Genomic DNA, 13864 nt, shown 5'->3' with positions numbered 1-13864 from the left:
TATTTAATTTCACACTATCACTGCGCGCTCATAAGCTGAAGTCCTCACTCTGGAGGAATTGACCAATGACCTTGAACACCACTCCGCGCCCGCACTGGCTGACCTTCGATTGCTACGGCACGCTGATTCAGTGGGATGAAGGGCTGAAAGCCGTGGTCGAGAAAATGCTCAGCGACAAGGGCGAGCACGCAGTCGACGCCACTAAGTTGATCGAAGTCTACGACCGTCACGAGCACCGTCTCGAACAAACGCCGCCGCACCGTTCCTTTCGCGAACTGAGCACCCTCGGCCTGCAACTGGCGCTGGCAGAATTGGGCTTGCCGAGCCAGCCCGAGGACAGTCAACGCCTGGCGGCGGCCATCCCCAACATGCCGCCATTTGCCGAAGTGGTCGACACCCTCGCGCAACTCAAAGCCATGGGCTTCAAGCTGTGCATTGTCTCCAACACCGACGACGAGATCATTGCCGGCAACGTTGCGCAGCTCGGCGGCCATATCGACCGGGTGATCACCGCGCAACAGGCCGGTGCCTACAAACCGGCGCCGCGTCTGTTCGACTACGCTCATGAGCAATTGGGCGTGACCCGGGATGAAGTGGTGCACATCTGCGCCAGCCCCATGCTCGATCACACGGCGGCGCGGGACATGGGTTTTCGTTGCGTGTGGATCGATCGCGGCACGGGTCGTCAGTTGTTGCCGGACTATCGCCCCGACGCGATCCTCTCCAGCCTCGATCAAGTGCTGCCGCTGTTCAAATCCCTCGGCTGGACCTAAGGAGGATTGCCATGGCTCATATCTTGAGCGGCACTGGCAAAGCCAGACCAACCGCAACGTTGAACCTGGACACCGAGGCGATCATCACCGCCCGCGACGAACTCGCTGCGTGCTTTCAACTGGCCGCGCTGCATGGGCTGGAGGAGGGCATCTGCAATCACTTTTCGGCGATGCTGCCGGGGCATGATGATCTGTTTCTGGTCAATCCATACGGCTACGCTTTTTCGGAAGTGACCGCGCAAAATCTGCTGGTCTGTGACTTCGCCGGCAACGTGGTCGATGGCGAAGGCGAGCCCGAGGCGACCGCGTTTTACATCCACGCGCGCCTGCACAAACAACTGCCACGAGTAAAAGTCGCGTTCCACACGCACATGCCGCACGCCACCGCGTTGTGCCTGTTGCAAGGCCCGCCGCTGCTGTGGCTGGGGCAGACTGCGCTGAAGTTTTACGGGCGTACAGCGGTGGACGAGGATTACACCGGCCTCGCGCTGGACGCATCCGAAGGCGACCGCATCGCCAGCGTCATGGGCGATGCCGACATTCTCTTTCTGAAAAACCACGGTGTGATTGTCGCTGCGCCGAGCATTGCTGAAGCCTGGGACGATCTCTATTACCTGGAACGCGCCGCGCAGGTGCAACTGCTGGCGATGGCCACTCAGCGCGAATTGAAACCGGTGCCCCATGCGATTGCGCAGCGCGCCTATGAACAAATGCGCGACGGCGATGCGCAAAGTGCCCGCGCGCATCTCACCAGCGCGATGCGGCGGCTGGCCCTGCACAACTGATTAACCGTAAAGAAGCAATCGTAAATAAATCGACGAAAAGCGATCATCCAAACTCGCGAGGCGCCGATAACTGGGCGGGAGGCGGGCGTTTGCCCGGTACATCCCGGTGGGCTACGCTCACATATACAAGGGTTTCGGGCTCGCGCCCCTGTCGTACCTGCCCAGGACATGCTTTTGCCAATCCCCAATCACGATCCGCATCAGGCCCCCGGCACGCTCAAGCGCCTGCCGCTACGCAAAGCGGCGGTGCTGTTTATCGTTGCGGTGAGCCTGTGCCTGTGTGGTCTGCTGTACCTGCAACTGGAGCAGTCGCGGCGTCAGGATCTGGCAGTGGCGAAGATGGCTTCGGGCAACCTGACCCGGGCCATGGCGCAGCAGGCCGAGGACACTGTGCGGGCGGCGGATCTGGTGATGACCAGCCTGGTCGACTGGATTCAGGACGATGGTTATGGAGCGGCGCAGCGCCCTCGGTTACAGCGGATCTTCGCCCGCCGCGCGCAGCAACTGGATCAGTTGCATGGCATCTTTCTCTTCGATCGCGAAGGGCAGTGGGTCATTACTTCGTTCGCCGATCTGCCTCGCGGCAATGGCGTGGCCGATCGCGACTATTTCAAGTTCCATCAGCAGAATGCGTCGACCGTTGCGCGCATTGGTCCGGCGATTCGCAGCCGCGAAAACGGCGAGTGGATCATTCCGATTTCCAGACGCGTCAACGACCAGCTCGGCAATTTTCAGGGCGTGCTGATGGCCGGCATCCGCATGTCGTACTTCGATCAGTTCTTCAAAAGCTTCAGCCTCGATGACAGCGGCATCATGTTTCTGGCGCTGACCGACGGCACCTTGCTGGCGCGACGGCCCTTTGATGAGTCGCTGATCAACACCTCGGTGGCCCACGGCGAGATCTATCAAACCTTGCTGCCGAACGCTAACGCGGGCACGGCGATGCTCAATTCCGTGGTCGACGGTGTGACCCGCTTGTATGGCTATCGCCAGCTGGCCTCGTATCCGCTGGTGGTCTCTGCGGCGACGTCGCAAGACACGATTCTGCAGGGCTGGTATGACCGCGCCTTTCAGTCCAGCGTGATTGTCGCGCTTGTGATTCTCGGGGTTGGCCTGTTCGGCTGGGTGTTCATTCATCAGGTGCGCGACGGCGAACGTATCGAGAAAAACCTGCGCAAGGCGCAACTGGCGCTGGAGCAGATCGCCACCCACGACAGCCTCACCGGATTGGCCAATCGACGCTTGTTCGAGCGCTCGCTGGACATCGAATTTGCCCGTGGCGCGCGCCAGGTCAGCCCGGTCAGCCTGATCATGCTCGATATCGATTTCTTCAAGCGCTACAACGACGCTTACGGACATGTCGCCGGCGATCAATGCCTGGCGCAGGTGGCCCAAGTGGTGAAGGCCTGCTGCCAGCGCAAGTCGGATCTGGCGGTGCGTTACGGTGGTGAAGAGTTCGCTGTGCTGTTGCCGGATACGGACATCAACGGCGCGCTGGCGATAGCCGGGCAGATTCGCCGCAGCGTGATCGACAAGCACATCATTCACAGCGGCTCGCCGACCGGTTATCTGACCGTGAGCCTGGGCTGTTATTCATTTATTCCGCATGGCAACGATAGCCCGCAGGTGTTTATCCAGCGCGCGGACGCGGCTTTGTATGAGGCGAAAAATGCCGGGCGCAATCGCGCGGCGGTGTTTACAGCTGAAGAGGGTTTTGCCGAGCTGATGCGTTCGGATCGCTGATTCTTTCAATCAACAGAAATCAGAAGTGGGAGCGAGCCTGCTCGCGAATCGGTGTGTCAGCTTGCATCAAGGTTGGCTGACAGACCGCTTTCGCGAGCAGGCTCGCTCCCACATTGGTCCGTGATGGACTCAGTACTATCTGGGATGGCTCTTGTTCGTTCAGCTGCCCGTGCCACCGCCCGCACCACCCGTGCCGCCGCCGGCCGAACCGGTCCCGCCACCCGCGCCGGAACCCGAACCGCTGGCGCCGCCATTGGTGCCCGTTCCAGTGCCCATGCCCGAACCAGTTCCTGTCCCTGTCCCGGTTCCTGTGCCAGTTCCGTTATTGGTTCCCCCAGAATTGCTGTCAACGGAAGGCGAGCCCGGCGTGCTGTCTGGCGGCATGGTTGAACTGCTGGCGCCGCCGGACTTGGTGCCCGTCGCATCGGTGCTGTCATTGGCCGCGAAGCTGGCGGCGGACGCCGTGGCGAGCAGGCCGGCCAACAATAACGAAGTGAATTTGCGCGTCATCATGGTACGTCTCCTGATAAAGGGGATTACCTGATATTGGTCTTGCGCACTGAAACCTTGGTGCCCGTCGAGTGACGAGCGGTCAGTCGCCGCGCCGAGTGGCCTACCGTTCTTCCGCAATATTGGCTATTTGCCGAACCACCCCCGGGGACTAACGTAGCCACACATTCAATCGCTACCCCGGAGCCCACCATGCAATCTCGTGCCGATTTCTACACCGCTTCCCCCGATGCCATGAAAGCGATGATGGCGCTGGAAAATGCCGTCTCGAAACTGTCGCTGGAAAAGAGCCTGCTCGAACTGGTCAAGCTGCGCTCTTCACAGATCAACGGCTGCGCATTCTGCATCGACATGCACACCGCCGACGCCATCAAGGACGGCGAAACCCCGCGCCGCCTGTTCGCCGTAACAGCATGGCGGGAAGCGCCGTTCTTCAGCGAGCGTGAGCGTGCCGCACTGCTGTGGACCGAGTCGCTGACACAACTGAGCCTGACCCACGCGCCGGACGAAGACTATGAAGTCGTCGCTGCGCAGTTTTCGCCGAAGGAACTGGTTGACCTGACGGTGGCGATCAACACCATCAACGGCTGGAATCGCCTGGCAGTGGGCTTCCGCAAACTGCCGCAGGCCTAAGCTGCCCACAATCCTCTGAAGGAGCTGCGGAAGGCTGCGATAATTTGATCTTGTCTTTAAAAAGCAAAGTCAAAAGCTCGCAGCCTGCGGCAGCTCCCGCAGGCGGGGCATCAATGCCCGTACGCTCGGCGCTCTTGCGCATCAAGGGCGCCATCGCTGTGGCGATGATGAAGCAGACCGTGATCATCACCGGCCAGCATGGCGCCGGTGCCTTGGAACCGGTCAGTCATCACGGCTGCGCTTTGGCGATCGCTTGGGTACGGCAGGCGCGTTGCTGGGCTTGATGTATGCCTGGTTGATCGGCATGGGTCTGATGCACGCCGGCCGGTTTCAGGGTTTGGGAGAAACACTGATGGTCTGTAGCGCTTGGGCGTTGGCGCTGACCATTCAGACCACAGAACTTTGATTGCTCCAGGATATTTTCAGTGTTGTCAATTTGATTATCAGGTGTTGACATATTCTGAAACAAGTGTGAGATTAGTCGCCGTGAGTAAGGATGTACTCATCGCTATAGATCAGACTATGAACGGCTCAAGGGATTGGCATGTTTCATCTCATCGCATTACTTATCTGTTCGCCTCCGCATGCCTTTACCGTCAAGGCAGTCAATCGTTGCTCTGTTTTTCTTCTGCGCTGTAGCAATAGTTATTCTTCAACCCTCGGCGCGGGAAAATTTCTTACCGACCGGTAATTCCGGAAAATAACCAGATCCTGGAACTCGTTCGTTTCTTTTTGGAAGCGCGCGATACGTTTTGGTAACCGGAATAAAAGAAGCGACCAACAAGTTATCGTGGGCCGCCTGCATGTCGAATGAAGTCTTTCGTCTGGTTTTTGACAAGCCTTGATTACGCTGGAACAAGGTCGTTCATATCCATCGGTACAAATAGGCAGCATCAAAAATATGAGTAAGAAAGTCACTGTGTTGCTGAGTTTGGTATTGGCTGCGCAAACATCCGTGTCCATCGCGGATAACGCTAACGGGAAAAAACTGTATCTGCAGCGATGCGCAGTTTGCCACGGAGCAGACATCAGAGGGACAGGTCCCTTGGCGAACAAAAGCAATCCGGCGACTCCTGATCTTACTCTGCCAGGTTTCAGAAAAAGACTTGATGAATATCCGGGGGTTATCGTTTCGTCGGTGATACTTCGGCCCAGCGGGAATTTGATCCCGAAAACATTGCGAGAAAACGGCGTAAAGATACCGCCACATGCGTGGAGTATTAACGACCTTCGTGATTTGCATCAGTACATGAGCAGTGTGATTTTCAGGAAGAACTGATTTCGACATGGATGGCGAAGGCAGCGTCCCGGCCATTTGAATTGTGTTTGCTTTAAGCCTTATTACTCAGAGGGACAACCCCATGCGGACAAAGGTTGCAATCGTTGGAGCAGGGCCGGCTGGATTAATGTTGGGGCAACTGCTTTCGCAGATGAATATCAGCAATATCATTGTTGAAAGCCGATCCAGGGAATACGTCGAGGGACGCAGTCGTGCGGGCCAGATTACACCCGCGACTGTCCGCATCCTGACACAAAGTGGTGTGGGTGAAAGAGTTCATGCTGAAGGGATGAAACATTCCACCCTGCAGTTCCATTACGACGGATCTACCCGTGAACTGGATTTCGAGGCACTCACCGGGCAAACCGTAATGATTTACGGGCAACAGGAAATCATCAAGGATCTCGTCGCAGCACGGTTGCGGACAGAGTATCCGCTGCTGTTTGGCGCTGCCGATGTCCAAGTGCATGGCACTGATGGTAACTCGCCTTCGGTGACGTTCCGACATGACGGCAGGCAGCAGAGTGTTGAATGTGATTTTGTTGTCGGCTGCGACGGCTTTCATGGCATTTGCCGGCCGCAAATCGCTGACGCACTAACTTGTTATTCTCATGCTTACCCGTTTGCATGGCTGGCGGTACTCGCCGAAATGACGCCAATTGCCAAGGATGTCATCTTTTCCAGCCACGAAACCGGGCTGGCATTGTTCACCATGCGCTCGGCGAAGGTTTCAAGAATTTATCTGCAATGTTCTCCGGACGAAGATCCCAATGAGTGGTCTGCCGCGCGCATCTGGGATCTCTTGCAATCGCGGATTGAAGGGCGGCCGGAGAAAGTTGACGGCGGGGCCATTATTGAAAAAAGTATTGTGCAACTGAGAAGTTTCGTTGCCGAAAAAATGCAAAAGGGCAGGTTGTTCCTCGCGGGTGATGCCGCGCACATCGTGCCGCCTACTGCTGCCAAGGGGCTTAACCTGGCTGTCTCCGATGCCAATATTCTGGCTCGTGGCTTCGAGCATTTTTATGCCAGCGACAAGGACGATCTGTTGCTGTCGTATTCCGGCATTGCGTTGAAACAGGTGTGGCGGGATGTGCAATTTTCCCATTCGATGGCGATGTTGCTGCATCGTTATGACGACAATGCTCAATTCCACAGACGACTTCAAATAGCTGAACTTGATCGCATTCTCGGCACTGGCCCGGCGGCGCAGAATTTCGCCGAACTGTGGGTGGGCAGTCCTCCCTTCACCGCGTCGATTTAAATCAGGCCTGGATCAAGTTGATCAGTGAACACATGGAGTTGTGCAATGGGTCAAACACGCAAGGTCTTGATTATTTTGCATCAGGGACACTCGACGCCCGGCCGCGTAGGCGTCCTCCTGAATCAAATGGGATTTGAGCTGGATGTCCGCCGACCACGATTCGGTGATCGGCTTCCGCAGTGCATGGCAGAGCACGCGGGCGTGGCCGTTTACGGCGGCCCGATGAGCGCTAATGATAACGACGCTTATATTCGCGACGAGATCGACTGGTTGGCCAAGCCGTTGAAGGAAGGCAAGCCTTTGCTGGGTCTTTGTCTGGGCGGGCAAATGCTGACTCGGCACTTGGGATCGCGCGTCTACCGACTGGATAGTGGGATAACCGAGGCCGGTTATTACCCGATAACACCGCTGGCTGCTGCTCACGAGATAACGGCTGACGCCTGCGCTCCTTTTCCAGACCATGTCTATCAATGGCACAGCGAAGGCTTCGATCTGCCGCCAGGCGCTACGCAGCTAGCCGAAGGTTCGACCTTTCCGGTTCAAGCCTATCGATATGCAACTAACGCCTACGCTCTGCAGTTTCACCCGGAAGTGACTTACGAGACGATCGACCGTTGGGCAATGCTCGGTGGCGAACGACTCAAAGCGCCGGGTACCCGGCCTGCAGCCGAACATACTGCCGGTTGGCATCAATATGATTGCGCGGTGGCGACCTGGATCAAAGCGTTTCTTCCCAAATGGATCGGATCGCCTGTTTGAGAACTGAAAGTCCGAGTATCAAAACCTGACTGAACAACTTCAATAAATATTGTCTTGAATTCGCGACTTATGCGGGGATTGCGCGGTATGGATTTTCAACTTTGGATACTGTTTTGCGTAGTATTTCTATCGGCCGCGATACTTCCCGGGCCGAATGTTGCCTTTTCCATGGCACAAGCCCTGGATCATGGTTTCAAGGAATCGTTTCCAGCTGCCATTGGTTTCGGCCTGGCCAGTGGCGGGCACGCCGTTATTGTTTTGTCCGGTCTGGGGATATTGGTAAGAGATAACCCCGGTATTTTGTTCTGGCTGAAATGGGTGGGCGTTGTTTACCTGCTCTATCTCGCTGTTAAAGCGCTGCGTTCGCATACCCAGGTTGCAGTTGCCACTTCGCGCAAGCGAACCCCTCTGCAAATGTTTACCGGAGCGATGATCGTTTCGTTTACAAATCCCAAGGGGATATTGACCAACATCATCTTGTTTCCAACGTTCATCGATAACGCCTTGCCGTATATTCCGCAGTGCATTGCATTGGTGTCGACGGCAATATTCATCTCTACCACAGTATATGCACTGTATATGCTCATGGCGGGGCATGCGGCGAAGATTCTTCGCACAAAACGCCAAATGAGTGTGGTAACAGGGGTTTTATATATCGGCGTCGCTGCGGCCATTGCGACAACTATCTGAAAACTTACGGGTATTCAAGGAGGGATTCGGATTGATTGGCGTATTTGATTTCGGCAGCGGTGGTTTAACGGTAATGCGCGCGTTTGAGTCGGTCCTGCCCGATGAGCAGTTCGTCTATTTGGGTGATCATGGAAACGCACCTTATGGCAATGATGCAGTCGACGATATCCATGATCTTACCCAGGCCGCCATTACTCGCCTTTTCAAGTATGGCTGCTCATTAGTTGTCATCGCCTGTAACACGGCGGTTGCCACCAGTCTGCAAAGATTGCAGCAGACGTGGCTTGCTGAGGTTCATCCCGGTCGCAGGGTGATCGGCGTTGTTGCACCTGTCGCCGACAGGATCGCGAACTCTGCTTGTGATTATCCAGTGCAAAGCGTCGCGGTCTTCGCGACTCAGCACACGGTTCAGTCAAATATCTTTGCGTCGCAAATCAATAATCGGCGTGCCGATATAAAGGTGTACCAACAAGCCTGTCAGGGCCTGGCGTTGCTCATTGAACAAGGTGTGCCTGAGGACATGCTGCGCACTGAGATTCGTAAACATGTCAATGCGCTCCTGAGTGCTGCTCCACAGGTGCCAGATGTTTGCATACTGGGCTGTACGCATTATCCGATTATTGAACACCTCTGGCGCCTCGAGCTGCCGGATTCCATGCGGCTGATTTCCCAGTCCGACGCCGCCGCTGAGAGTCTGGTGGAGTATCTGAAAAGTAATCCTCATCTCTCAAGTGCAAGAGCAGGCGACAACAGGTTCTTGACGACTGGCGATAGTGCAACGGTTTCACAACGAGCCTCGTTGTTCTACGGGGCGAGGGTGGCGTTTGCACCAATTGATGCATAGCCGATTACAACAAGTTTCGCCCTTTGTTCACCAGTGTCACACGGAGTGGAGGGGGCGATGAAACGGATAGTCAATATTTCAGGAGAAAGCGATGAAACTGGTTGGCATGATGGGATCACCCTATGTTCGGCGCGTGGCCGTTTCTATGCGGCTGATGGGGCTGGAACATGAACATCGGCAGATCTCGGTGTTTCGCGATACGGATGAATTTCGAACCATCAATTCGGTGGTCAAGGCGCCGACGCTGATTTGCGAAAACGGCGAAATGATCATGGACTCATCGATGATCCTTGATTATCTGGAGGCGCAGGTCGCACCGGACCGCAGTTTGATGCCGAAGGATTCGGCGGAGCATCAAAAGGTGCTGTCGCTCATCGGGCTCGGCCTCGCGGTTTGCGAAAAAGCGGTCCAGCTAGAGTATGAATACAACAAACCGGTCGCGTTTCACTATGAGCCTTGGCAAACGCGCGTCACCGAGCAATTGCATGCCGCGTTGGCGCTTCTGGAAAAGGCTGCAGCCACCGCCAATCCTTGGCTTGCAACGGCGCAGTTGTCTCAGGCCGATGTAACCGTGGCCGCCGCCTGGCGCTTCACCCAGTTCAGGGTCTCCCACTTGGTCGAGGTCCAGAACTACACAGCGCTTGCCGCTTACGCTAACCGGGTGGAGCAACTGCCCGAGTTTATTGCTACGCCGCTGAAATAAGCGCTGTGCCTGCCCCGGTATCGGGGCAGGCCGCAACCGTCCGATTCGCAGCACCACACCCTACAAGATCCCTCTCAATCGCAATGGCAAATCTGATCGCAGGGCTTTGACGCTGTTGGCCGATCTGTTACTGCGTGATCAACCGGAGACACAAGGATGTTGAGCCTAGAAGATTTTTTTGCCTACGGCGAGGCGGGGTATACCCATGTGCCGCTTTGGCAAACCTTGTCATTGCCGCCAGAGGTGGAAGCCGTTGCGCTGTACCAGGCTCTAGCCAACTGCGGGCAAGACTATCTGTTCGAAACCGGCCACTGGCACGAGGGTATGTTCGCGCCGGCGTACTCGGTGATTGGCCTGCCTTGCAGTCAGCGCGTCGAACTCGATGAGGGTGTCTTGCGCCTGTACCGTGACGGACAGATTTCGGTGACGATTGACTGTATTGATCCGTTGGCAGAACTGGGCAAGTTGCAGAAGGGCTTTCGTATACCGCAATGCCCGGGCCTGCCATGTTTCAGCGGTGGGTTCTTTGGCTATTTCGGTTTCGAAACGACTCGGCTCATTGAGTCGCGTCTGCGTCGAGTGCCGCGCAAGCCCTCTGGGTTTCAGCTGCCTGATGTATTGCAATTGATCAGCATGGATCTCGTCGTGCTGGATCACCGCGAGCATCTGGCTTATTGCATCGTGCATGAACCCCCGAAGGCGCTGGGCGATTACCAGTGTGGGCAGGATCGGCTCAACCGACTGATCGCAAATGTGCGCCCGTTGCTCGTACCGCGCGCCTCTGGCGGGCATGTGGTCGAGGTGACAACGCCGGTCGTCGAATCGGCCTTCCCGAAGTCAGCGTTCATTGAGGCCGTAGCAAGGATCAAGGACTACATCGCTGCGGGCGATGTGATGCAGGTGGTTTTATCCCAACGCATGAGCCTGCCTTTCGACGAGGACGCCGTCGCGCTGTACCGATCCCTGTCCGATCTGGGCCACACGCCTTATCGCTACTTGTTGAACCTGGGCGACTGCCAGGTGGTTGGCGCCTCTCCGGAAATGTTGTTTCGTCAGGAGCAACAAACGGTGGCCACCCGGCCAATGGCTGGTACACGCCGGCGGGGCAGTGGGGCAGTCGAAGACCACCGACTCAGGGATGAACTGCTCGCTGATCCGAAGGAAATTGCCGAGCATATGATGCTCGTTGACCTGTCGCGCAATGACCTCGGCCGATTGGCTCGCGTCGGCAGTGTGCAGGTGACGCAGTTGCTGAATGTGGAATATTTCTCCCATGTCATGCACATCGTCTCAACCGTGACCGGGCATGTGCCGGACCACGTGACCGGGCTGGACCTGCTCAAAAGCATTTTCCCCGCAGGCACGCTGAGCGGGGCCTCGAAGGTGCGGGCGCTGGAGATCATTGCCGAACTGGAACCGCATTCTCGCGGGGTGTATGGCGGCGCGATCGGTTATCTCGACTGGAGCGGCCGTGCCGACCTGGCGATCGCCATTCGAACCGCACTGCTGCAAGACGCCCGTCTCTACGTTCAGGCCGGCGCCGGCGTGGTGCAGGATTCGGTAGCCGATCGTGAGTGGCAGGAAACGCTGGAGAAAAGCCAGTTGCTGCGGGTCGCCGCCGGCCGCTGTCAATCGATCGCCCAACGCCAGGAATTGCCATATGCACTTAATGATCGATAACTACGACTCCTTCACCTACAACATCGTGCAGTACCTGGGCATGCTCGGGGCTGAGGTTGAAGTGCGTCGTAATGACGAAATGACCTTGGCTGACATCGAAGCGCTGGCGCCAGAGTCTTTGATTGTCTCGCCTGGGCCGTGCTCTCCAACAGAAGCGGGCATTTCCCTTGCGGCCATCCATCATTTCGCAGGCCGTTTGCCGATATTGGGCATCTGTCTGGGGCATCAATGCGTTACCGCTGCTTTCGGCGGCGAGGTGCGCAGGGCGAGGCAGGTGCTGCACGGCAAGGTTTCCCGTATCAGTCACGACAGTCGTGACCTGTTCGACGGCTTGCCTGACGGCTTGCAAGTCGCGCGGTACCACTCTCTGGTGGCGGGTGTCTTGCCCGGCGAATTGGTGGCTACTGCGCACGTGCTGGATGACGACGGCATGCCGGGTGAGATCATGGCGCTTCGGCACCGCGACCTGCCGATCTATGGCGTGCAGTTTCACCCGGAGTCATTGATGACGCCGCAAGGTCTGGCGATGTTGGCAAACTACCTGCAACTGGTTGAGCGAACCCGGCTGACCAGGTACGCGCCCTGAGCGCTCTGTTCGAGGAATCGATTGCCTCGCCTTAATAGGAAGCATTACTATTCACGCCCTTTTCTCACCACGCCGCCCATCCCCCATGCGCTCCCGCAGATCCGGCTTTTTCGAGCATTACGAAGAGTTGATCGGCACCTGGACTCGGCGCCTGCGCAATCGCGCGCAGGCCGAGGATCTGGCGCACGACACCTTTGTGCGGGTGCTCGAGGCGGATTCGGCGGCGGTGCAGCAGCCGCGTGCGTATTTGCATCAGACCGCACGCAATATCGCCGTTGACGGTTATCGGCGGGAGGACCGGCGGGGCGCCATGGAGTCGGAGGCGGTCGAGGACAGTGCGTCGTCGGCGGGCGATCCGGAGCATTACATGCACGCGATCCAGTTGGCCGATTCCATCGAACGCGCGCTCACCGAGCTGCCGCTCAACTGCCGCAAGATCTTTGTCTGGCAGAAGATCGAAGGCCTGACGCAGGCAGAAATCGCCGAACGCCTGGGGCTGTCCAAGAACATGGTCGAAAAGTATATGATCCGCACCCTGCGCCATCTGCGTGAGCGGCTGGATGGCTTGCAATCATGAGCGTTCGCACCTTTTCATTCTCAGCCGGACAGGACATTCCATGATGGAAACGGGTGATTGCGCCTGTGGGCAAACGGCGGTGCGGGAAGAGGCGGCGGGCTGGTTCGTGCGTCTGCAGGAGCCGAATGTCAGCGTCGAGCAACAGCAGCGCTTCGAGGCCTGGCTGAACGAGCATCCGCAGCACCGTGCAGAATTCCGGCTGCTCCAGGACTTGTGGGCGGCTGCTGATCTGCTGCCGACGTCGCGTCTTCAGGCGCTTGCGCAAACTCCCCGCCGCGAACGCCGGCCGATGCTGCGTTATGCCGTCGCCGCGAGTGTCCTCGCCGTGGCGCTGGGACTTGGCCTGTTCAGCGGGCTGAATCATCCGGGCGGTTACCGCGCTGAATTCGCCACGGCGCCGGGCGAGCGCAAGCATGTGGCGTTGCCGGACGGTTCGCTGATCGATCTGAACAGTCGCAGCCGCTTGCAGGTGCGTTATGAGAAGGATCGACGGGTGATCGAATTGAGCGCGGGCGAGGCGATGTTCAGCGTTGAACACGACGCCTCGCGTCCGTTTATTGTCGAAGCCGGCAGCGGCAGGGTCACGGTCACCGGAACGCGTTTCGATGTGCGCCGCGATGCTACGCAAACCCGCGTGGCGGTGGAGCAGGGCACGGTGAAGGTGCAGGGAAGTGCTGCCCCGGACAACCAATTCATCAACCTCACCGCAGGCCTCGGCACGGCGGTCGATGCCCAGGGCAAGGTCCTGCCGGCCTACGCGGTCAACCCGGCGGAACTGACCGCATGGCGCAACGGCAAACTGGTGTTCAACAACGCCAGCCTCGGCGAAGTAGCGGCGGAAGTATCGCGCTATCGCGACAAACCGCTGACCGTATCCCAGCCGAACGTGGCCAGCCTGCGCCTGACCAGCGTGTTCAAATCCGACGACACCGATGCCTTGCTCAAAGCCTTGCCGAGCATCCTGCCGGTGACGGTGCGCACCCTTGCCGATGGCAGTCAGGAAATAATTTCCAGATAGCATTCAGGTTTTTTCGCCGTTCA

Annotated in this window: 16 protein-coding genes; 15 read left to right on the top strand and 1 reads right to left on the bottom strand. The window is 57.6% G+C overall.

The window, feature by feature from the left end; genetic code table 11:
- The first annotated feature begins 65 nt into the window (after nucleotides 1-65).
- The 3 genes from BXA01_RS06495 (at nucleotide 66) to BXA01_RS06485 (ending at nucleotide 3301) form a co-directional block, all read left to right on the top strand.
- Complete coding sequence (locus BXA01_RS06495) at nucleotides 66-773, top strand: haloacid dehalogenase type II (protein ID WP_076563622.1); 708 nt, start codon at nucleotides 66-68, stop codon at nucleotides 771-773.
- An 11-nt stretch (nucleotides 774-784) separates the two neighbouring features.
- Nucleotides 785-1558, top strand: coding sequence for an aldolase (locus BXA01_RS06490; RefSeq protein WP_076563621.1), 774 nt, complete (start codon nucleotides 785-787; stop codon nucleotides 1556-1558).
- A 174-nt stretch (nucleotides 1559-1732) separates the two neighbouring features.
- Complete coding sequence (locus tag BXA01_RS06485) at nucleotides 1733-3301, top strand: sensor domain-containing diguanylate cyclase (protein WP_076567680.1); 1569 nt, start codon at nucleotides 1733-1735, stop codon at nucleotides 3299-3301.
- A 159-nt stretch (nucleotides 3302-3460) separates the two neighbouring features.
- Here the strand turns inward: BXA01_RS06485 and BXA01_RS06480 are convergent, their stop codons facing one another.
- Nucleotides 3461-3814, bottom strand: a complete 354-nt coding sequence (locus BXA01_RS06480; protein WP_041477257.1) for a hypothetical protein — start codon at nucleotides 3812-3814, stop codon at nucleotides 3461-3463.
- Nucleotides 3815-4003: 189 nt separating this feature from the next.
- Here BXA01_RS06480 and BXA01_RS06475 point away from each other — a divergent pair, with 189 nt between their 5' ends.
- The 12 genes from BXA01_RS06475 to BXA01_RS06425 all read left to right on the top strand — a co-directional run bounded on the left by BXA01_RS06475 (nucleotide 4004) and on the right by BXA01_RS06425 (nucleotide 13841).
- A complete protein-coding gene (locus BXA01_RS06475; protein ID WP_024013585.1) occupies nucleotides 4004-4444 on the top strand; it encodes a carboxymuconolactone decarboxylase family protein in 441 nt (146 codons plus the stop codon).
- Nucleotides 4445-4557: 113 nt separating this feature from the next.
- Nucleotides 4558-4728: a hypothetical protein gene (locus BXA01_RS26935; RefSeq protein WP_157115956.1), complete on the top strand. Its 171-nt coding sequence runs from the start codon at nucleotides 4558-4560 to the stop codon at nucleotides 4726-4728.
- Nucleotides 4729-5345: 617 nt separating this feature from the next.
- Entirely contained in the window at nucleotides 5346-5723 is a 378-nt protein-coding gene (locus BXA01_RS06470) for a c-type cytochrome (RefSeq protein ID WP_076563620.1), read from the top strand.
- Between the two features lie 82 nt (nucleotides 5724-5805).
- Nucleotides 5806-6984: a 4-hydroxybenzoate 3-monooxygenase gene (locus BXA01_RS06465; RefSeq protein WP_076563619.1), complete on the top strand. Its 1179-nt coding sequence runs from the start codon at nucleotides 5806-5808 to the stop codon at nucleotides 6982-6984.
- Between the two features lie 45 nt (nucleotides 6985-7029).
- Nucleotides 7030-7743, top strand: a complete 714-nt coding sequence (locus BXA01_RS06460) for a glutamine amidotransferase-related protein (RefSeq protein WP_076563618.1) — start codon at nucleotides 7030-7032, stop codon at nucleotides 7741-7743.
- 87 nt (nucleotides 7744-7830) lie between these two features.
- A complete protein-coding gene (locus tag BXA01_RS06455; RefSeq protein ID WP_076567678.1) occupies nucleotides 7831-8433 on the top strand; it encodes a LysE family translocator in 603 nt (200 codons plus the stop codon).
- Nucleotides 8434-8464: 31 nt separating this feature from the next.
- Nucleotides 8465-9277 (top strand): glutamate racemase, encoded by an 813-nt coding sequence (murI, locus tag BXA01_RS06450; protein WP_076563617.1) that lies wholly within the window; start codon nucleotides 8465-8467, stop codon nucleotides 9275-9277.
- 91 nt (nucleotides 9278-9368) lie between these two features.
- The gene (locus BXA01_RS06445; protein ID WP_076563616.1) at nucleotides 9369-9980 is read left to right on the top strand and encodes a glutathione S-transferase family protein; all 612 of its coding nucleotides are present in this window, start codon (nucleotides 9369-9371) and stop codon (nucleotides 9978-9980) included.
- Between the two features lie 156 nt (nucleotides 9981-10136).
- The gene (locus BXA01_RS06440; protein ID WP_076563615.1) at nucleotides 10137-11660 is read left to right on the top strand and encodes an anthranilate synthase component I family protein; all 1524 of its coding nucleotides are present in this window, start codon (nucleotides 10137-10139) and stop codon (nucleotides 11658-11660) included.
- The gene (locus BXA01_RS06435; RefSeq protein ID WP_076563614.1) at nucleotides 11641-12246 is read left to right on the top strand and encodes an anthranilate synthase component II; all 606 of its coding nucleotides are present in this window, start codon (nucleotides 11641-11643) and stop codon (nucleotides 12244-12246) included. Before BXA01_RS06440 ends, BXA01_RS06435 begins: the two co-directional genes overlap by 20 nt.
- 85 nt (nucleotides 12247-12331) lie before the next feature.
- Nucleotides 12332-12823, top strand: coding sequence for a sigma-70 family RNA polymerase sigma factor (locus BXA01_RS06430; protein ID WP_076563613.1), 492 nt, complete (start codon nucleotides 12332-12334; stop codon nucleotides 12821-12823).
- 40 nt (nucleotides 12824-12863) lie between these two features.
- A complete protein-coding gene (locus BXA01_RS06425; RefSeq protein ID WP_076563612.1) occupies nucleotides 12864-13841 on the top strand; it encodes a FecR family protein in 978 nt (325 codons plus the stop codon).
- Nucleotides 13842-13864 lie beyond the last annotated feature (23 nt).

Origin of the sequence: Pseudomonas sp. B10, assembly GCF_900156235.1 — a bacterium.
GTDB lineage: Bacteria > Pseudomonadota > Gammaproteobacteria > Pseudomonadales > Pseudomonadaceae > Aquipseudomonas > Aquipseudomonas siliginis.
Note: the sequence above shows the minus strand (reverse complement) of the source record. Positions and strands in the feature narration are given on the sequence as shown.